The sequence below is a fragment of the Rhodobacter ferrooxidans genome (assembly GCF_000176015.1).
Lineage (GTDB): Bacteria > Pseudomonadota > Alphaproteobacteria > Rhodobacterales > Rhodobacteraceae > Pseudorhodobacter_B > Pseudorhodobacter_B ferrooxidans.
Genome location: NZ_ACYY01000019.1, coordinates 1 through 19,334 on the forward strand (window position 1 = coordinate 1; position 19,334 = coordinate 19,334).

18 protein-coding genes are annotated in these 19,334 nt (G+C 66.6%); 5 read left to right on the top strand and 13 right to left on the bottom strand.

The annotated features are described in order from the left end of the window. From RSW2DRAFT_RS18720 to RSW2DRAFT_RS12985, 6 genes are all read right to left on the bottom strand, one after another. On the bottom strand, positions 1–422 hold a 422-nt coding region (locus RSW2DRAFT_RS18720), incomplete at its 3' end, for a calcium-binding protein (RefSeq protein WP_269630412.1). Continuing rightward, positions 304–2,448, bottom strand: coding sequence for a calcium-binding protein (locus tag RSW2DRAFT_RS12960; RefSeq protein ID WP_008031671.1), 2,145 nt, complete (start codon positions 2,446–2,448; stop codon positions 304–306). The genes RSW2DRAFT_RS18720 and RSW2DRAFT_RS12960, both read right to left, overlap by 119 nt. Positions 2,449–2,635: 187 nt before the next feature. Next, complete coding sequence (locus RSW2DRAFT_RS12965; RefSeq protein ID WP_008031672.1) at positions 2,636–3,940, bottom strand: UDP-glucose dehydrogenase family protein; 1,305 nt, start codon at positions 3,938–3,940, stop codon at positions 2,636–2,638. Positions 3,941–4,061: 121 nt separating this feature from the next. Then, positions 4,062–6,146 (bottom strand): DUF2793 domain-containing protein, encoded by a 2,085-nt coding sequence (locus tag RSW2DRAFT_RS17200; protein WP_008031674.1) that lies wholly within the window; start codon positions 6,144–6,146, stop codon positions 4,062–4,064. A gap of 97 nt (positions 6,147–6,243) precedes the next feature. Then, positions 6,244–7,149 carry a DMT family transporter gene (locus tag RSW2DRAFT_RS12980; RefSeq protein WP_232209688.1) on the bottom strand — a complete coding sequence of 302 codons (906 nt, stop codon included), beginning with the start codon at positions 7,147–7,149 and terminating at the stop codon, positions 6,244–6,246. A gap of 148 nt (positions 7,150–7,297) precedes the next feature. Further along, entirely contained in the window at positions 7,298–7,900 is a 603-nt protein-coding gene (locus tag RSW2DRAFT_RS12985) for a LysE/ArgO family amino acid transporter (protein WP_008031677.1), read from the bottom strand. Positions 7,901–8,027: 127 nt separating this feature from the next. On the opposite strand from RSW2DRAFT_RS12985, the gene RSW2DRAFT_RS12990 reads away from it, so the two are divergent. The 3 genes from RSW2DRAFT_RS12990 to RSW2DRAFT_RS13000 all read left to right on the top strand — a co-directional run bounded on the left by RSW2DRAFT_RS12990 (position 8,028) and on the right by RSW2DRAFT_RS13000 (position 10,205). After that, a complete protein-coding gene (locus tag RSW2DRAFT_RS12990) occupies positions 8,028–8,897 on the top strand; it encodes a LysR family transcriptional regulator ArgP (RefSeq protein ID WP_008031679.1) in 870 nt (289 codons plus the stop codon). A gap of 64 nt (positions 8,898–8,961) precedes the next feature. Beyond that, a complete protein-coding gene (locus tag RSW2DRAFT_RS12995; protein WP_008031680.1) occupies positions 8,962–9,555 on the top strand; it encodes a BglII/BstYI family type II restriction endonuclease in 594 nt (197 codons plus the stop codon). Next, the gene (locus RSW2DRAFT_RS13000; RefSeq protein ID WP_008031681.1) at positions 9,552–10,205 is read left to right on the top strand and encodes an MT-A70 family methyltransferase; all 654 of its coding nucleotides are present in this window, start codon (positions 9,552–9,554) and stop codon (positions 10,203–10,205) included. The genes RSW2DRAFT_RS12995 and RSW2DRAFT_RS13000 overlap by 4 nt, the downstream gene beginning before the upstream one ends. A gap of 63 nt (positions 10,206–10,268) precedes the next feature. On the opposite strand, the gene RSW2DRAFT_RS13005 is transcribed toward RSW2DRAFT_RS13000, so the two are convergent. The 5 genes from RSW2DRAFT_RS13005 to RSW2DRAFT_RS13025 all read right to left on the bottom strand — a co-directional run bounded on the left by RSW2DRAFT_RS13005 (position 10,269) and on the right by RSW2DRAFT_RS13025 (position 14,968). Next, positions 10,269–11,015 carry a YebC/PmpR family DNA-binding transcriptional regulator gene (locus tag RSW2DRAFT_RS13005; protein ID WP_008031682.1) on the bottom strand — a complete coding sequence of 249 codons (747 nt, stop codon included), beginning with the start codon at positions 11,013–11,015 and terminating at the stop codon, positions 10,269–10,271. A gap of 72 nt (positions 11,016–11,087) precedes the next feature. Then, the gene (locus RSW2DRAFT_RS13010; protein WP_008031683.1) at positions 11,088–11,438 is read right to left on the bottom strand and encodes a hypothetical protein; all 351 of its coding nucleotides are present in this window, start codon (positions 11,436–11,438) and stop codon (positions 11,088–11,090) included. 1 nt (position 11,439) lies between these two features. Beyond that, on the bottom strand, positions 11,440–13,221 hold the full coding sequence (locus RSW2DRAFT_RS13015) for an SLC13 family permease (protein ID WP_008031684.1): 1,782 nt from the start codon (positions 13,219–13,221) through the stop codon (positions 11,440–11,442). Positions 13,222–13,250: 29 nt separating this feature from the next. Next, the gene (locus tag RSW2DRAFT_RS13020) at positions 13,251–14,159 is read right to left on the bottom strand and encodes a DMT family transporter (protein WP_008031685.1); all 909 of its coding nucleotides are present in this window, start codon (positions 14,157–14,159) and stop codon (positions 13,251–13,253) included. Continuing rightward, positions 14,156–14,968 carry a TIGR00282 family metallophosphoesterase gene (locus tag RSW2DRAFT_RS13025; protein WP_040672195.1) on the bottom strand — a complete coding sequence of 271 codons (813 nt, stop codon included), beginning with the start codon at positions 14,966–14,968 and terminating at the stop codon, positions 14,156–14,158. The genes RSW2DRAFT_RS13020 and RSW2DRAFT_RS13025 overlap by 4 nt, the downstream gene beginning before the upstream one ends. Before the next feature lie 100 nt (positions 14,969–15,068). On the opposite strand from RSW2DRAFT_RS13025, the gene RSW2DRAFT_RS13030 reads away from it, so the two are divergent. Both RSW2DRAFT_RS13030 and pdeM read left to right on the top strand, forming a co-directional pair. After that, complete coding sequence (locus RSW2DRAFT_RS13030; protein ID WP_040672201.1) at positions 15,069–17,459, top strand: ligase-associated DNA damage response DEXH box helicase; 2,391 nt, start codon at positions 15,069–15,071, stop codon at positions 17,457–17,459. Beyond that, on the top strand, positions 17,456–18,106 hold the full coding sequence (pdeM, locus tag RSW2DRAFT_RS13035) for a ligase-associated DNA damage response endonuclease PdeM (RefSeq protein WP_008031690.1): 651 nt from the start codon (positions 17,456–17,458) through the stop codon (positions 18,104–18,106). The genes RSW2DRAFT_RS13030 and pdeM overlap by 4 nt, the downstream gene beginning before the upstream one ends. On the opposite strand, the gene folD is transcribed toward pdeM, so the two are convergent. Both folD and RSW2DRAFT_RS13045 read right to left on the bottom strand, forming a co-directional pair. Next, the gene (folD, locus tag RSW2DRAFT_RS13040) at positions 18,103–18,993 is read right to left on the bottom strand and encodes a bifunctional methylenetetrahydrofolate dehydrogenase/methenyltetrahydrofolate cyclohydrolase FolD (RefSeq protein WP_008031692.1); all 891 of its coding nucleotides are present in this window, start codon (positions 18,991–18,993) and stop codon (positions 18,103–18,105) included. The genes pdeM and folD overlap by 4 nt on opposite strands. Next, complete coding sequence (locus RSW2DRAFT_RS13045; protein ID WP_008031693.1) at positions 18,990–19,292, bottom strand: chorismate mutase; 303 nt, start codon at positions 19,290–19,292, stop codon at positions 18,990–18,992. The genes folD and RSW2DRAFT_RS13045 overlap by 4 nt, the downstream gene beginning before the upstream one ends. Positions 19,293–19,334: the final 42 nt, after the last annotated feature.

The window sequence follows — 19,334 nt, forward strand, 5'->3', positions numbered from 1 at the left end:
CCTTGCAGGACGTCGTCGCCATCGCCGCCCAGCAGCGTGTCGGCACCATCGCGCCCCATCAACACGTCGTGACCGGCCAGGCCATAAAGGACGTTGGCGGCATCGTCGCCGCCCAGCACATCGGAAAAGTCAGTGCCGCCAAGGTCTTCGACACCGGTCAGCACATCGCCCGCCGCGTCGCCGGTGTTGGCGGAGGCCACCAGCATGTCCACCCGCAGGCCTGCGGTGCTTTGGCCGTAATCGGCCAGATCGCGCCCGGCACCCCCCTCCAGCCGGTCAGCGCCAAGCCCGCCCTGCAGGCTGTCATTGCCGTCGCCGCCCAGCAGCGTGTCGGCACCATCGCGCCCCGACAGAATGTCGTCGCCAGCCTGACCGGTCAGCAGGTTGGATGCGGCATCGCCCGCCAGCGTATCGCCGAACAGGCTGCCGCCCAGATCCTCGACGCCCAGAAACACATCGCCCGCCGCCTCGCCGCTGTTGGCCGCCAGCACGGCCAGATCGACCAGCACCGCCGTCGCCGCCCCGCGATATTCGGCCCGGTCGCGCCCGGCGCCGCCCTCCAGCCGGTCGGCCCCCGGTGCCGCCGCTCAGCACGTCGTCGCCGTCGCCGCCCAGCAGCGTGTCATCCCCCGCCCGCCCGAACAACTGGTCGGCACCCACGCCTCCGTCAAGGCGATTGGAGTCCTGACTGCCGGCAATGGTATCGTCGCCCGCGCCGCCGGTGACCGCCTCGATCGACCGGTAGACCTTGGTGCCCACAGCCATCGTGGCCGTCAGCGAATCAAGCAGGTCAAACCCCAGGTTTCCCTGCCCCTGCGAGAAATCCACCGTGTCAAACCCCTCCAGCCCGTCCAGCAGCGTGGCTGCCGTGGTGCCCGACAGGGTATCGTCCCCCGAGGTTCCGACAAGTTCGGCGCTTTCGGGCGGCAATTCACCGGGGATCAAGCCGGTCGGCACCTCGTGCCACAGGTTGAACAGATCGCGCGATTGAAAGGCCGAGGGCTGGATCGGCTGGCCGTTGGCCGACATGACTGTCAGGGTTTCGCTGCCGAAGATGATTGTGGCACCGCCGGTGCGCGCCACCACCCGCAATTCATCGACCGAATAAACCCGGCCCCAGCCCGACAGGTCGATCCGGTCGATGCCCACCTGGAAATCGCGGATCACGTCGGCCACGCCGTCGGCTGCCAGCACAAAGACATCCGCCCCCGCGCCGCCCCAAAGCGAATCCGACCCGGCGCCATCCAGCAGGATATCGTCGCCAAGATCGCCCTTCAGCGAATCATTGCCGGTGCCGCCGGTAATCATGTCGTTGGCGGCGCTGCCCAGCAGCAGGTCGGCACCGTCCGTGCCCCCGATTGTGGCCGCAACCTCGCCCGGATCAAGCCGCAGGCGCGTGATACCCGTGCCCTCGCCCGCCACGAACAGCTCGATCACACCGCCCACCACCGTGGCGCTCAACGCCGAGATGTTGTGCAGCGCCATCCCCGGCACCTGCAACTGTGTCGCCATCAGTTGCAGACGACCGTCGGGCAGCAGGGTGAACATGTTCAGCCCGTCATCACCACCACCGGCAAAGACGAAAGCCCGGCCCTCCACCACCACCGATGTCAGCGCCTGCACCCCCTGAAACCGGCTGTCGAGCGTGTCGATCACATGGTCGGTCAGGTTCATGCCGCCGTCGGCTGCGATCTGCACCACCGAAATCGACGAGGTTCCCGCCGCCGCCAGCAGCACCGTGGTGACGCCCCCCACCTGCACCACCTCCAGCGCCGAGGGGGAATTCAGCCCCAATCCTTGCGTCGCCCCCAGGGATTGCTGAAAGGTCAGGCGGCCATCATCGCCAATGGCATAGCTGCGCAAGGCATCCTGCGCGGTCGAGGCCACCAGAAGGTAAGATTGCGCCCCGACGGCAAACGATGCCATCGCCGTGACATCGACACCCTGAAAATCGCCGATCACCGAAACGTTGCTGACCTGCTGCATCTGACCGTTGGCCAGCAGCCGGTAGCCCAGCAATCCGGCATCGCCCATCCGGTTCACAAAGCAGAAGGTGTCGGCGCCGACCTCCACCATGATCTGCGCCGCCAGCGTGCCCGACGGACTGCCGATCACCTGTGCGCTGAGCCCCAGACTGCCATCGGCACCCAGCCCATAGCCGCCCATCCGCGCGCCATTGCTGCCGGTCACGATCAGGGTGCTTTGGCCGTTCAGGCTGACGACCTCCAGCCGGGCCGGCGCCGGCAGCGAACTGCCCCAGACAGTGCCTGCCTGATCCAGCAGCGCCATGTCGGCACCGATGCTGACCGCCAGAACCCCGCCCCCCGCGCGGGTGGCCGAGTAAAGCCGCAGCCCGCTTTCGGTCTGCACCAGTTCCATATCCGTAATGCCCGACAGCATATGCGTCGGCCCGTCGAGAAATGTCTCGACCACCTGAAAAGCAGCCACCCCGAACCCCTGTCACCCGAATTTCACACCCGGGATCAGGATGGGCCGACATGCTTTGTCCGGTCTTAACAAAGCAAGGCGGCTTTGTGGCTTTTGCCTTCAATGCAGCCTGGATCGGCGGGCGGTCGGGGGGGATCCAGCCTGCACAAGACCGCCCGTTGCAACCGCAGTGCCCATGAATGCGCCGTCAGCGGCCCACCCCGACATAGGCCTCGAACCCCGCCGCCCGCACGGCATCGGGTTCATAGAGGTTGCGCAGGTCGGCCATCCGCGGTGTCTGCATCTTGCGCGCCAGCTTTTCCAGATCCAGCGCGCGGAATTCGTTCCATTCGGTCAGGATCACCACCAGATCGGCCCCATGCGCCGCCTGATAGGCGTTGTCGTACCATCTGGTGCCGGGCAGCAGTGTCTCGCCCTCGCGGCGGCCTTCCGGATCGACCAGTCGCACCTTGGCCCCCGCCCCCACCAGCGCGGGCACGATGGTCAGGCTGGGCGCGTCGCGCATGTCATCGGTGTTGGGCTTGAACGTCACCCCCAGCACCGCGATCACCTTGCCACTGACGCCGCCGTCACACAGATCGACGATCTTGTCGATCATCCGCCGCTTGACCTCGTCATTGACGGCGATCACCGTCTCGACGATCTGCATCGGCACGGCATAGTCTTGCCCCATCCGCGCCAAAGCCTTGGTATCCTTGGGGAAACACGACCCGCCATAGCCGGGGCCCGCATGCAGGAACTTGTTGCCGATGCGCCCATCCAGCCCCATGCCCTTGGACACCGCCTTGATGTCCGCGCCGGCCCGCTCGCACAGCGCCGCGATCTCGTTGATGAAGGTGATCTTGGTGGCCAGAAACGCATTGGCCGCGTATTTGATCATCTCGGCGCTTTCCAGCCCGGTGAACACCACCGGAAATTCGCGCAGGAACAGCGGGCGGTAGATGTCGGCCAGCACCTTCTTGGCCCGCTCGGTTTCCACCCCCACCACCACCCGGTCGGGGCGCATGAAATCGTCGATCGCAGCACCCTCGCGCAGAAATTCGGGGTTCGAGGCCACGTCGAACTCGGCCCCCGGATGCGCTGTAGTGATCACCTCGGCCACCTTGCGGTTGGTGCCCACCGGCACGGTGGATTTGGTCACCACCACGGCATAGCCGGTCAGCGCCCGGCCGATTTCCTCGGCTGCGGCCATCACATAGGTCAGATCGGCATGGCCGTCGCCGCGCCGGGTGGGGGTGCCCACGGCAATGAACACCGCATCCACCCCCGCCACCGCCGCCGCCAGATCCAGCGTGAACGTCAGCCGCCCGGCCGCCACGTTCTTGGTCATCAGCGCTTCCAGCCCCGGCTCGAAGATCGGCACCTGGCCTGCCTGCAACCGCTCGATCTTGCCGGGGTCCTTGTCGACGCACACCACGTCATGGCCGAAATCAGAGAAACACACACCCGACACAAGCCCGACGTAACCGGTTCCGATCATGGCGATTTTCATGGCTGTTCCCCTGCATGGATTGGTTATCAAATGCATAGGCACTCGCCCAATCGCTGTCAAACAGCCAAAGGCCGCGCCCGTTGCCCGGCGCGGCCCTATCCCGTTGCCCTGTCTTGCGGTCTCAGGCCATGCGCAGCCAGATCGCCGTCGCCGCTGCGGCGCTGATCTCGCTGGCCACAAAGCCCCAGCTTGCCGGCGCCGCAGTCGCATAGGTCAGGGTGCGCCGCAGAACCTTGCGCGCCGAGGTGACCGGCACCCCACCGTTCAGATCCGGCGTCGCCGTCAGTGGCCAGGCCGACAGCGTTGCAGTCGAGCTGTGGCGGATGCCGATCCAGTAGGTCCGTCCCTGCCGCAGGGTCTGGGCGATGGTGGCGCTCTTCACCCCGGTGGTGGAGAAATCCATGTCCGCCGTCTCCTGGATCAGACTGCCGGGGCGGCCATTGGCATCGGCACCATAGATCACCACCTTGCCCAGCGCCGACGCGATCAGCGTGGTCACGTACACCGCCGCCTGGTTCACCGTGATGTCGGCGCGCGGTATGAACGGAAAAAGGTCGATCCGACCCGCCGCCCCAGCCAGCGTTGAGGTTGTCGTGCCGCCGGCACCGCTGGTGGTCAGCACATACTCGCCCGCCGCCGGCGTCAGCCAGGGCACATTCTGCTGGCTGTCGATGATGCGCGCGGCCCCTGCCACCTGTGCCTTGATCTGGCCGGTGCTGGCATTGTGCCAGATCGCGCCATCCGCCGGGCTGGCCGGATCGGCTGCTTGCCCGGCCAGAACCGCCGGCTGATGCAGCGTCACCTGGCCAGAGGTCTGATCGGCACTCAGCGCGGTGACAAAGCTGCTGCCATCCGGGCTGACCTTCAGTGCAATGCCGTCACTGGCCAGCAGGCCCAGCATGGCCCGGGTGCTGAACCCGGTCTTGAACGCCAGCGCCGCATCATTGCCGACGGCGGCCTTGTTCAGCGTCGCCTCGATCCCGGCCCCCCCATGGTTCAGCAGCACCGCAGGCGTGTTGACCGACAGCCGGTTGGTGGCATCCGCTACCGCCCCGCCCAGCCCCAGCCGCAACGCCGACAGGTTTGCCTGCGGCATCGCCACCGCCGTCACTCCGGCGGCAAAGGTCACCGTCGGCACGTTCACCACCAGCGACCCCAGCGCCCCGGCGGTGGCCGAGCCGATGTTGACCACCGTGGTCGAACCTGACGCCCCGCCGGTGCCCAGGTTCAGCGTCTTGCTGCTGCCCGAACCGGTCGCGCCAGTGCCAACCCCATAGGTGGCCACCCCGGTCGCCGTGCCCAGCGTTGCCACCGCGTTGGAGACCGTGAACACCCCCGACACCGTGGTCACCCCCGAGGCTGTCAGCGCCCCCGAAACCCCCACCGCACCGGAAAAGCTCTTGTCGCCGGTGAAAGCCTGCGTCCCCGCCAGCACCGCAATCTCGCTGCTGGTGTTGGGCAGCGCATAGCTGCGGGTGACGCCAGTGCTCAAGCCCGACAACGTGAATTGCGCCCCCTTGGTCGCATCCACCCCGTCGCGCAGCACCAACCCGCCGCTGGAAACCCCCTGCGGCAGCGCCACGATGCCACTGGCGCGGTTGACCGTCAGCGCCGTGGCAAACACCGCCCCGTCCGCACTGACCTTGATCGAGAAATCGTCGCTGCCCGCCAGCCCCATCTCGGCCCGGCCGGAAAACCCGGTCTGATACATCAGGCTGGCGGTATCGCCCGCCGCCGCCTTGTTGACCTTCAACTGATGCCCGGCCCCCTCATGCGTCAGCAGCGTGGCGGGCGAAGATACCGCCAGCCGGTTGACCGCATCCGCCGTGGTGTTGACCCCCAGCATCGTGGGTGCCAGCGGCCCGGACCCCGGCACCGTCCAGTCCAGCCCGTCGAACACCGCGGTCTGACCCTCGGCCAGCACATGCGCCTGCCAGCCCGCCAGCGGCGCAAAGAACTGCCAGCCCTCGGCGGTGAACAGCGCGATCCTGCCCGCCTGCCCGGCCCAAAGCCCGACAGCGCCAGCCGCCACGATGTGCCGGTCACCCACCGCCGCCAGCGCCGGCGGCACGGTCTGGTCGCGGTTCAGCACCGCCAGTTGCACCGCCACATCCAGAAGCCGCAACGCCTCGTTGTGGGTCACGTGCTTTTGCGCCTGGGCCGGCAGGATCAGGGGCAGCGACAGTATCGTCGAAACATCGGGCATGAACACCTCCGCGGAACGCCATAGCCGCGAAACCTAGGCCTTCAGCCCTTACAGCCTGTAACCGCAGCGCCCGCCCTTCCTGCGCCCGCGCAACACCTCAGGCCGAGGCCCGCCGCCGCGCCACCGTCTCGCGCCAGGTCAGCACCGAAATCGCGCCGATGATCACCGCCCCGCCCAGCAGCACGAACCCGTCCACTGCCTCGTCAAACACCAGGGTGCCCAGCAGCGTCGCCCAGACCAGTTGCAGGAACACCACCGGCTGCGTCACCGCCAGCGGCGCCGCCCGGAACGCTTTGGTCATGCAGAAATGCCCGACCGTGGCGAACCCCGCCACCAGCGCCAGCCAGGCCAGTTGCGCCAGTGTCACCGGCACCCAGACCCACCAGGCCACCGGCGCCAGCCCGATGGCCACACTCAGCGACATCATCGCCACCACCCGCGCCGCCGATTCCGTCCGGCTGACCTCCTTGGCGAACAGATACGAGGCGGCAAAACACACCGCCGCCGCCATCTGCGCATAATGCCCGCCCGTCACCTCGCGCACCCCCGGCCGCAGCACGATCACCGCGCCCACCAGCGCCACCGCAATCGCCAGCACCCGCCGCGCCGCCAGCCCCTCGCCAAACAGCAGCGCCGCTCCCAGCGCCACCAACACCGGGTTAAGGTAACCAATCGCCGTTGCCTCGGCCACCGGGATCCGCGCCATGGCATAGAACCAGCACACCACCGCCAGCGTATGCGCCAGCCCGCGCCCGGCATAAAGCCGCAACACCCCCGGCGCAAAGCCGCCCCGCAGCAACGACCCCAGCATCGGCGCCAGCAGCAGCACCCCGAACCCGAAGCGGATGAACGCCGACTGCGCCGCGGGCAGATCGGTGCCCAGATACCGCACGATGCCATTCACCGCCACGAAGCTCAGCCCCGAGGCCAGCATCCACAACACCCCCTGCAACGGGCGCGAGGTTTCGGCGGTCAACACTGGGGCATCAGCAAGGTCAGACATACCGCGACCCAAGCCGATTGCCCCGAAATCCACAAGCCCGAACCCGCGCGCCCTTCATCTGTTCTCAAATATCCTCGGGGGGTGGCCATTGGTTCGCCACCGGTTCAAGAACCGATGGCCACGGGGGCAGACAGCCCCCCGCTCTGCCTCAGCCCAACACCAACCCCGCCGCAATCGCCCACATGGTGCAGCCCACCACCACCTCCAGCACCACCCAGGCCTGAGGTCTGGCAAACAACGGCGCCAGCAACCGCGCACCAAACCCCAGTGCCGCAAAGAAACTGAACGACCCCAGCGTTGCCGCCACCCCGAACACCGCCCCATAAGGCGCATATTGCGCCGAGATGCTGCCCAGCAGCACCAGCGTGTCGAGGTAAACATGCGGATTGGCCCAGGTCAGCACCAGACAGGTGGCAATCACCCGCCCCAGCGGCACCGCCTCGGCGCCCGAGGCCACCAGCGCCTCGCCCCCCTTCCATGCGGCCAGAAACCGCAACGCGCCATAGACCAGCAGAAACCCCGCCCCGCCCCAGCGCATCGCCTGCCCCAGCCACGGCAGCGCCCCCGACACCGCGCCAAACCCCGCCACCCCGGCGGCAATCAGCACCGCATCCGACCCGGCACAGACCAGCACCACCGCCAGCACATGCTCGCGCCGCAAACCCTGCCGCAGCACAAACGCATTCTGCGCCCCGATCGCCGCAATCAGGCTCAGCGCCACCAGATACCCCGCCACCGCCGCCTCAAGCATCGCTTGCTCCCCGCCCTGTTCCGCTTGACATAGGCGCGCCCCACGACATCAATCAAATTAATCTTTCTACCAATGCCTGAATCCTGTTAATTCATCTTCGCCCAAATATCCTCGCGATCGGCACCCCATGCTCGACTACCCGCAACTCCGCGCCCTCGCCGCAGTCCACCGCCGCGGCAGCTTCGATCTGGCCGCCGCCAGCCTCGATCTGACCCCCTCCGCCATCTCCCAACGCATCAAGGCGCTGGAAGAACGCATGGGCACGCTGCTGGTCAAACGCGGCCAGCCCTGCACCGCCACCGCCGCCGGCCTCGCCCTGATCCGCCATCTGGATGAAGTCACCCTGCTGGAGGCCGCCCTCGCCCTGCCCGACCCCGGCCCGACCACCCTGCGCATCGCGGTCAATGCCGACAGCCTGGCCACCTGGGTGATCCCGGCGCTGGCCGCCACCGAAGGGCTGCTGTTCGATCTGGTGATCGACGATCAGGACCATTCGCAAGACTGGCTGAAACGCGGCGAGGTGGCCGCCGCCATCACCTCGCACCCCGGCCCACTGCAAGGCTGCGATACCCTGCCCTTGGGCCGCCTGCGCTACCACGCCACCGCAAGCCCGGCGTTCTGCGCCAGATGGTTCCCGCAAGGCGCCACGCCCGACGCCCTGCACCACGCCCCCGCCTTGACCTTTTCCGACAAGGACAGCCTGCAATCCGCCTGGCTTTCCCGCCATTGCGGCCAGACCTTCCCCTACCCCACGCACCGCATGGCCAGCAGCCACGCCTTCGTCGATGCCGCCGTGACAGGCCTCGGCTGGGGCATGAACCCCGAACCGCTGATCGCCTCCCACCTCGCTGCCGGAACCCTGCTGGAAATAGCCCCCAACACCCCACTGGACGTGCCGCTGCACTGGCAGTTCACCCGCCTGACCGCCGCCGCCCTCGCCCCGCTGACCCGCGCCATCCGCCAGGCCGCCGCCCACACCCTGCACCCGCCCGCCTGACCAACCAGCCCTTGCGCGGCAGACACCGGCAACATACGGTGATCTCTCAGCCGCGGAGCCCAATATGCTGCAAGATCGCCTTCCCGCTTTCGTCCGTGACAGCTATGAATGTCACGACTGGAAGCATGCGAGTGCGATCCTGTCTCAGGACTTCCCGTCCGAATGGCAAGACCTGCTCGACCTGCTGACCACCTTCCGGCTGCAGAAATCCTGGATCGAAACCGGCGGCGGCAACAAATCGAAGCTGGCCAGCTTCATTGACCACTTTCTCACCGACCGCGGCTGGGTTGAAAAGCAGTTCCAGACCGCGATCGAAGTCGATGGCGCGCGGCTCAATTCGCCCACCCACAAGATCGACTGCTTCAAGAACGGCGTCGCCCTTGAAATCGAGTGGAACAACAAGGATCCGTTCTTTGACCGCGATCTGAACAACTTCCGCCTGCTGTTCGATCTGCGTGCCGTCAGCGTCGGTATCATCATCACCCGCGCCGACTCGCTGCAGGACATCTTCAACCATCTTGGGCGCGGATCGTCCTACGGCAATTCGACCACGCATATGTCGAAGCTGCTGCCGCGAATCGAAGGCGGGGATGGGGCCGGTTGCCCGCTTCTGGTTTTCGGCATCACCAAAGCCCTGCTTGTGGAGGACGTGCAATGATCAGTGCCGCCGACGACCTGCTGGCCCGCGCGGGTAAGACCCGCTTCCGCACCGTGCTGGCCGATCCGCCGTGGCAGTTCCAGAACCGCACCGGCAAGATGGCGCCCGAACACAAGCGGCTGGCCCGCTACCCCACCATGACCCTGCGCGAGATCTGCGATCTGCCGGTCGAGGCGGTGGTGGCCGATACCGCGCATCTTTACCTGTGGGTGCCGAACGCCTTGCTGCCCGAGGGGCTGAAGGTCATGGAAAACTGGGGCTTCAGCTACAAGAGCAACATCATCTGGTATAAGATCCGCAAGGATGGCGGCCCGGATCGGCGCGGTGTCGGCTTCTATTTCCGCAATGTCACCGAAGTGCTGCTGTTCGGCGTGCGCGGCAAGAACGCCCGCACGCTGAAGCTTGGCCGCACCCAGGAAAACATCATCTCGTCGCAGAAGCGCGAACACAGCCGCAAACCCGACGAGCAATATCCGCTGATCGAAGGTTGCAGCGAAGGTCCACGGCTGGAGATGTTCGCCCGCGGCCCGCGCGTCGGCTGGACAGTCTGGGGCAACCAGTCCGACGACTACACCCCGACCTGGGACACCTACGCCAACCATTCGCAGTCCAACGTCATCCCGCTGCTGGCCGATGTGAAACTGGGATAGCACTCCCGAAAAAGCAAAAGCCCCCGTCGCCGGGGGCCTTGCATCGCCGTCCGCGAAGCGCCCTCAGGCGTCCAGCAGCGCCGCGACCTCTTCGCTCATGTCGAAGTTATGCGTCACCGTCTGCACGTCGTCGTCTTCTTCCAGCATGTCGATCAGCTTCATCAGCTTCTGCGCGGTGTCCAGATCGACCTCGGTCAGGGTCTGCGGCTTCCAGATCAGCTTGCTTTCCGTCGATTCCCCCAGCGCCTTCTCCAGCGCGTCCGACACTTCGTTCAGCGCCTCGACCGAGCAATAGACCCAGTGGCCGTCCTCGTCGGATTCCACATCATCCGCCCCGGCATCCAGCGCCGCCATCATCACGTCATCGGCCGACCCGGCACTGGCGGGATAGGACACCTCGCCCACCCGGTCGAACCCGTGGCTCACCGATCCGGTCTGCCCCAGATTGCCGCCACATTTGGTGAAATAGCTGCGCACATTGGCAGCGGTGCGGTTCAGGTTGTCGGTCAGCGCCTCGACGATGATGGCAATGCCGTTGGCACCGTAACCTTCATAGCGGATTTCGGTGTAGTCCGCCCCGTCGCCCATCTGCGATTTCTTGATCGCCCGGTCGATCACGTCCTTGGGCATCGAAACCGCCTTGGCCGCCTTGACCGCCAGACGCAGCCGCGGGTTCATGTCCACATCGGGCATGCCCATCTTCGCGGCGACGGTGATTTCCTTCGCCAGCTTGGAAAACATTTTCGAGCGCAACTTGTCCTGCTTGCCCTTGCGGTGCTGGATGTTCGCCCATTTCGAATGGCCTGCCATGACCCGTCTCCGATGCTTGGATTTCGGCTATGCGGCCCTATACTCCAGCCCGCCCCCCCGCCGCAACCCCGGCTAATCGTCCTTCACTGGCCGCGGCGGTGGCGAAGTAAAGCCATAAGTCTGCCCGGTGGCATCGGTCAGGCTGATCCGCGCCATCGGCGTCACCGCAAGGCCCAGCGCCTGCGACAGATCGACAAAGGCGCGGCGCAACGGGTTGGGCTTGTCCACCACAACCTGCCAGTCCAGCCCGCAATCCTGCATCCGCCCGGCCCCTGCGGCCCAAGGCGCATCGCAGCGCCGGCCATCGGCCATCATCACCGTCAGAGTGCTGGCGCTCAGCCGCACCTCGGCGGGGCGGGAAGGGCCGGTGCCCACGCAGGCAGCAAGGCCCAGAAGCAGGGCGAAGGGAAGGATATGTTTCATGTCAGAACTCATACAGCAAAGGCATGGCGATTGTCACCACCACCAGACAGATCAGATTGAGCGGCACGCCGAACCGGATGAAATCGGCGAACTTGTAGCCACCCGGCCCGAACACCAGCGTGTTGGTCTGATAGCCGATCGGCGTGGCAAAACTGGCCGAAGCGCCGATCATCACCACCATCACCAAAGGCCGCGGGTCCACCCCAAGGCTTTGCGCCAGCCCGATCACCACCGGCGTCACGATCACCGCCACCGCGTTGTTCGACACGACCTCGGTCAGGAACGAGGTCAAGAGATAGACCAGAAACACCAGCACATAGGGCGAAATTCCCTGCATGTAGGGGCTGACCCAGCCCACCAGCATCTCGACCGCGCCCGAATGTTCCAGCCCCGCGCCGACCCCCAGCATGCCGAACAGCATCCCCATCAGGCGGCCATCGACAAAGCCGAAGGCCTCGTCGGCGTCGATGCAGCGGGTCGCCAGCACCACGCCGACCCCGATGAACGCCAGCACCTGAATCGAGGCCACATTCAGCGCCGAAAGCCCCACCACCGCCAGCAGCACCGCAATCACGATCGGCGCCAGATGGCGGCGGTAGGCGCGTTCCGACGGATGCGCCACATCGACCAGTTCCATATCCTCGGCCAGACGGCGGATGTCGGCCATCGCCCCCTCCAGCAGCAGCGTATCACCGACCTGCACCTCCAGATCGTCCATCTGCTGACCGGTGTTCATGTTGCGCCGGTGCACCGCCAGCGGATAAACCCCGTAACGCCGCCGCAGCCGCATCTCGCGCAGCGTCCGCCCGACCATGCGGCAACCGGGGCTGATCAGCACCTCGACGGTGCTGGTCTCGACCGAGCTCAGCTTTTCGACCATCCGCAGGTCTTTGTGGGTCTGCAACCCCAGCACTTCCGACATGGCGGTGCGCAACACCACGCGGTCGCCCGCCTCCAGCACCACATCGGCCATCACGCCACGCCGCAGGCTGGCATCGCCGCGCAGCACGTCGATCACCCGCGCGCCCTCGCGGCGGAAAATGTCGATGCCGTCCAACCGTTTCCCGATCAGCGCCGAGTCTTCGGGCACCGCCACCTCGGTGAAGAACTTCATCTTGGAGCGGTCGCTTAACAGCGACGACATCGAATCCCGGTCGGGCAGCAGCCGTTTCGCCCCCAGCCCCAGATAGACCAGCCCGGTCAGCGCCACCACGATGCCAATCGGCGTCATCTCGAAAATCGTGAACGGCGCCAAGCCCTTGGCCTGCGCCACCCCGTCCACCACCAGATTGGTCGAGGTGCCGACCAGCGTCACCGTGCCGCCCAGAATGGTCATGTAGCTCAGCGGGATCAGCAGCTTGGACGGCGAGATCGCCAGTTGCTTCGACAGTTGCATGAAGATCGGCATCATCACCACCACCAGTGGCGTGTTGTTCACGAAGGCCGACATGCCGGTGACCATCAGCCCCAGCAGGATCAGCGTCCGCGCCGGATGGATGGCGGCATTGCGCGCAGCCACCCCCGAGATGTATTCCAGCGCCCCGGTCCGCACCAACCCGCCGACGATGATGAACATCGCCGCAATCGTCCAGGGCGCGTTGTTGGCCAGCACCCCGGTGATCGCGTTCGCCGGAATGATCCCCAGAACCAGCATCAGCCCCGAGGCGCCGATGGCCACCACCTCCACCGGATAGGTCTCGCGCAGGAACATCACGAACATGCCGACCAGGATGGCCACCGCCACCCAGGCTTGCGTCGTCTGTGCCAGTTCCAGCCCGAACATCCTGCCTCCGGTCGTCATTTACGACCCTGTTAGCCGAGTTTCCCGCCCTGTCCAACCGCTTGCAGCCGTGGCTGCACCAGAAACAGCCCCAAAAGCATCACCGCCATCGCGGCCCAGACCCAGCCTGAAAACCGCTCGCCCAGCAGCGCCATCGCCCACAGCATGCCCGCGCCGGTTGTAATGTAGGAACATTGCGCCGCAAACACCGCCCCCGCCCGCGCCGCCAGCCAGACAAAAGACGCATAGGCAAAGCAGTGGATCACCGACGAGGCCACCAGCGCCGCCTCGGCCTTGCCCCAGGGCTGCAACGGGTCGATGAACTGGCCAGAGCCAAGCGCCAGCGGCAGGCAGATCACCGCCCCCACCGCCGAGGCCAGAAACATCGCCTGCACCGCGTCCATCCCCGCCATGCCGAATTTCGCCACGAAATTGCTCTCCATGGCATAGAACAGCGGCCCGATCAGCGCCAGCGGCAACCAGGCCGCCATCCGCGCATCCGGCAGGCTGCCCTGCGGCAAGGCGATCAGCGCCACCCCCGCCAGCCCGCACAAAAGCCCCGCCACCCGCCCGATGCCAAAGCGGTCCATCCCCAGCGCCAGCGCCATCGGAAAGGCCAGCAACGGCACCATCGAGATCAGGATCGACATGATCCCCGACGGCAACCGCGCCACCGAAATGTAGAAGGTCGAGTTGGGAATGATGGTGCCGATCAATGCGATCACCACGGCAAAGCGCCAGCCCGCAAGGCCCGGCAGCACCCAGCGCCCGCGCAGCAGCGTCACCAGCCCCAGCACCACCGCACCGATCACCAACTGCCAGAAAATCAGCCCGAAATGCCGGTGCCCGGTAGAAACCGCCATCTTGCCCAGCGGTTGCGTCGAACCCCAGGCGACCCCCATCGCCACCAGCAGCGCCACATAGCCAAACCGCTGGTTCACGGCCGGGCTTCTTGCAGCCGCCCGCCCACCCGGATCATGCTGATCTTCACCGCCTTGCCGGTCTTGTCGTCGGTCTCGACGCACACCCCCGCCAGCGTCGCCGGGCCATTGGCCGGCTCGAACCGCGATTTCGGCATGCCGGTGACAAAGCGCCGCATCGGCTCCAGCTTGTCCATGCCGATGACCGAGTTGTAATCGCCACACATGCCCGCGTCGGACTGATAGCCGCAGCCGCCCGGCAGGATCATGGTGTCGGCGGTCGGAATATGGGTGTGGGTGCCGACGACCAGAGAGGCCCGCCCGTCGCACCAATGCCCCATCGCCATCTTCTCGGATGTCGCCTCGCAGTGCATGTCCACCACGATGGCCTGCGCCACCCCGCCCAAGGGATGCGCGTTCAGCACCGCCTCGACCGCAGAAAACGGGTCATCAAACGGCCGCTTCATGAACACCTGCCCCAGGGCCTGCGCCACCAGCACCTTGCGGCCGTTGGTGGCGGTGTAAAGCCGCGCCCCCTTGCCCGGTGCACCCTTGGCATAGTTCAAGGGCCGCAATATCCGTGGCTCCTGTTCGATGAATTGCAGCATGTCTTTCTGATCAAACGCATGATCGCCCAGCGTCACGCAATCGGCGCCCGCGGCCAGCAGGCCCTTGGCGTGCTCTGGCGTCAGCCCGACGCCTGACGAGGCATTCTCGCCATTGATCACCACGAAATCGAGGCCCCATTCGGTGCGCAAGCCCGGCAGCCGCTCTGCCACCGCCGCGCGCCCCGCACGCCCCATCACATCGCCGAGAAACAGGATTTTCATGGCGCTTGGGATAGGCGGGCCGCCCCTGCGGCGCAAGGGAAAACCACTGCGCGCCACAAGCCCGCTTCCCTGTGCCGCGCCCTGCCCCTATCTTGCGGCGATGATCCCCCTGCCGCCCGCCCTTGCCGACTGGTTCGCCGCCCAAGGCTGGACCCTGCACCCGCATCAGCGGCAGATGCTGGATCTGGCAGCTTCCCCCGCCTGCCTGCTGATCGCCCCCACCGGCGGCGGCAAGACGCTTGCGGGGTTTCTGCCAACCCTTGCCGAACTGGGGGCAGCACCCGCGCCGGGTCTGCACACCCTCTACATCTCGCCGCTGAAGGCGCTAACCGCCGACATCCGCCGCAACCTGCGCCGCCCCGTCGAAGGTGCGGGCCTCGCGATCCGGGTCGAGGATCGCACCGGCGACACCACTTTTACCCAGCGCCGCCGCCAGCGCGCTGACCCGCCGCATATCTGGCTGACCACGCCGGAAAGTCTGGCGCTGCTGCTCAGCTATGACGACGCGCCCCGCATCTTCGCGGGGCTGCGGCGGGTGATCGTGGACGAGATTCATGCGCTGGCCGAAAGCAAGCGCGGCGACCAGTTGATGCTGTCGCTGGCAAGGCTCGCTACGCTCGCTCCGGGGCTGCGCCGCATTGGCCTGTCGGCCACGGTGGAAGATCCACCGGCGCTGGCGCGCTTTCTGGCCCCCGACTGCCGGATACTGCAAGCCGACCCCGGCCCCGACCCCGACATCTCGATGCTGGAAACCGAAGCCGCCCCGCCCTGGGCCGGGGGTGGTGGCCGCTATGCCATCCCGGCCATTCTCGATCAGGTCCGCGCTCATCGCACCACGCTGATCTTCCACAACACCCGCGCGCAGGCCGAGATCTTTTTCCACGACCTCTGGCTGCAGAACACCGACAACCTGGCCATCGCCATCCACCACGGCAGCCTTGCCCGCGAGCAACGCGACCGGGTGGAGGCGGCGATGACCGCAGGCCAGTTGCGCGCCATCGTCTGCACCGGCACGCTGGATCTGGGCATCGACTGGGGCGATGTCGATCTGGTGATTCAGGTCGGTGCCCCCAAGAACGTCAAACGGCTGGTCCAGCGCATCGGCCGCGCCAACCACCGCTACAACGCGCCCTCCAAGGCGCTGCTGGTGCCCGCCAACCGCTTCGAGGTGGTGGAATGTCATGCCGCCTTCGACGCCGTGCGCGCCCACACCCTTGACGGCGACCCCCGCGGCCCCGGCCCGCGCGACGTGCTGTGCCAGCATATCCTCGCCACCGCCGCCGCCGGACCGTTCGATGCGGGCGCGCTCTATGCCGAGGTCACCACCGCCGGTCCCTACGCCACCCTGACCCGCCCCGACTTCGACGCCTGTCTGGATTTCGTGGCCACCGGCGGCTATGCCCTGCGCGCCTATGACCGCTGGCAACGGCTGATGCTGCGCGGCGGCCAATGGACCCTTCGCGACCCCCGCGCCGCTGCGGTGATCCGCCAGAACCTTGGCACCATCGTCGATACCGAAACTCTGAAGGTGCGGCTGAAAGGCCGGATGGGCACGCCGCTGGGCGAGATCGAGGAGGCCTTTGCGGCCTCGCTGACCCCCGGCGATACCTTCCTGATCGGCGGTCAGGTGGTGCGTTACGAAGGCCTGCGCGAAATGACGGTGGAGGTCACCCGCCAACCCGGCCGCGACCCCAAGGTGGCGGTGTTTTCCGGCACCAAGTTTGCCACCTCGACCCTGCTGACCCAGCGCATCATGGGTATCTTCGCCAAGAAGACCTGGCCGGAGCTGCCCCCGCACACCGCCCGCTGGCTGGCCCTGCAACGCGAGGTCTCGCAATTGCCGCAGGCTGATCGGCTGCTGGTGGAAACCTTCCCCTACGAGGGCCGCGAACACCTTTGTCTTTACGGTTTCGCCGGGCGCAACGCGCAGCAGACGCTGGGGCTGCTGCTGACCAAGCGGATGGAAGATGCGGGGCTGGCCCCTCTGGGCTTCGTTGCCACCGATTACGCCACGCTGATCTGGGGGCTGGAGCCGGTGACCGATGTGGCCCCCCTGCTGGATGCCGCCAACCTGCGCGACTGGCTGGAAGGCTGGCTGGCGGGCAATGCGGTGATGAAGCGCAGCTTTCGCGGCGTGGCGACCATTGCGGGCCTGATCGAGCGCAGCCACCAGGGGCGGCGCAAATCCGGGCGGCAGGCCACGTTTTCCTCGGACATCCTTTACGACACCTTGCAGAAATACGACCCCACCCACCTGCTGCTGGCCATCACCCGCGAGGAGGCGATGCGCGGGCTGGTCGATTTCGGCCGCATCGAGGAGATGCTGGCGCGGGTCCAAGGCCGCATCGACCTGATCGCCCTGCTCCGCGTCTCGCCACTTGCCGCCCCCCTGCTGCTGGAACACGGAAGGGTGCCGGTGGCCGGGGCGGGGCAGGAAAGGCTGTTGGCGGAAGCTGCCGAGCGGTTGCTTGCCGCCGCGGGGCTGGCATGAGCGGCTACGGGTTTTCCCTTGCCGGGCAAGCACTTGTCGCCCTGCCCTCGGGCGCGCTGCACTGGCCTGCGCAGGGGTTGCTGTGTGTATCAGACCTGCATTTCGGCAAATCCGACCGGCTGGCGCGGCGCGGTGGGGCGTTGTTGCCGCCTTATGAGACGCGGGCGACGCTGGCGCGGCTGGATGCCGATCTGGAGGCGACCGCAGCGCGGCAAGTGATCTGCCTTGGCGACAGTTTCGACGATCTGGACGCCGCCGACCGCCTTGAAGATTCAGACGCGCTGTGGCTGACCCGGCTGATGGCGGGGCGCGACTGGACCTGGATCGCGGGCAACCATGACCCCGGCCCCCTGGCGTTGGGAGGCAGCCTGCGGGCCGAGGTGCGGCTGCAAACCCTGACTTTCCGCCACATCGCGGACCTCGGCACAACCGGGGAGGTCTCGGGCCACTACCACCCCAAGGCGCGGCTGGCGGGGCAGGCGCGGCCCTGCTTTCTGCTTGACGACACAAGGCTGATCCTGCCCGCCTATGGCGCCTATACCGGTGGTCTGCGCAGCGACGATGCGGTGCTGACCACGCTGATGGGGCCAAAGGCGCTGGCGGTGCTGACCGGCAGGCGGGCGCTGGCCCTGCCGATGCCGCGCTAGACGGTCAACCCGACAGGTTCCGGCAAACCATTTTCGCGGCAGCAGGCCGTCAACGTATTGGCCAAGAGACAAGCGATGGTCATCGGCCCCACCCCGCCCGGCACCGGGGTGATGGCGCCTGCCACAGCGGCGGCCGAGGCGTAATCCACATCGCCCACCAGCCTGGTCTTGCCATCGCGCTGGATGCGGTTGATGCCCACATCAATCACCGTGGCGCCGGGTTTCACATAGTCGCCGGTGATCATCTCGGGCCGCCCCACCGCCGCCACCAGAATATCCGCCCCCCGACACACCGCCGCCAGATCGCGGGTGCGGGAATGGGCGATGGTCACCGTGCAGCTTTCCCCCAGCAGCAGTTGCGCCATCGGCTTGCCGACGATGTTGCTGCGCCCCACCACCACCGCGTTCAGCCCCGACAGCTTGCCCAGATGCGCGCGCAGCATCATCAGGCAGCCCAGCGGCGTGCAGGGCACCATCGCCTTCTGCCCGGTGCCCAGCAGCCCGACGTTCGAAATGTGAAAACCGTCCACGTCCTTGGCCGGATCAATGCTGTTGATCACCAGATCGGAATTCAGGTGAGAAGGCAGCGGCAACTGCACCAAAATCCCGTGAATTTTCGCATCCGCATTCAGCGCGGCGATCAGCGCCAGCAGATCGGCTTCCGAGGTATCCACAGGCAGCTTATGTTCGACAGAGATCATTCCGACCTCGACCGTCTGCTTGCCCTTGGCCCCGACATAGACCTGAGACGCCGGGTCTTCGCCCACCAGAACCACGGCCAACCCCGGCACCAACCCGTGCTCGGCCTTCAACCGCGCCACCTGTTCGGCCACTTGCCCCCGCACCCGGGCCGCAAAGGCCTTGCCGTCGATCACCGTGGCCGTCATTCCGCATCCTTCCCCAGATGGCTTTCCTCGCGCTCGATCGACCAGTCGACCAGCTTGCGCCAAAGCTTTTCGATCTTGTCCGGCGGCAGCCCGTTGGCCACCGCATGACGCCGCACATTGGCGATCACCTCCTCGACGCGGGAGTTGATCCGCGCGGGCAGCCCGATCCCGGTCTTGATCGCCACCGCCCGGTCGATATAGCCGACACGCTGGGCAAACAGCGCTACCAGTTCTTCGTCCAGCCGGTCGATCTCGGCCCGCAGTTCGGCCATCGTGGTGCATTCTGCCGGAGTCTTCATCTGCGCCTCGCCCGTGAAAGGATGCCGCCTTCTACGATGCAC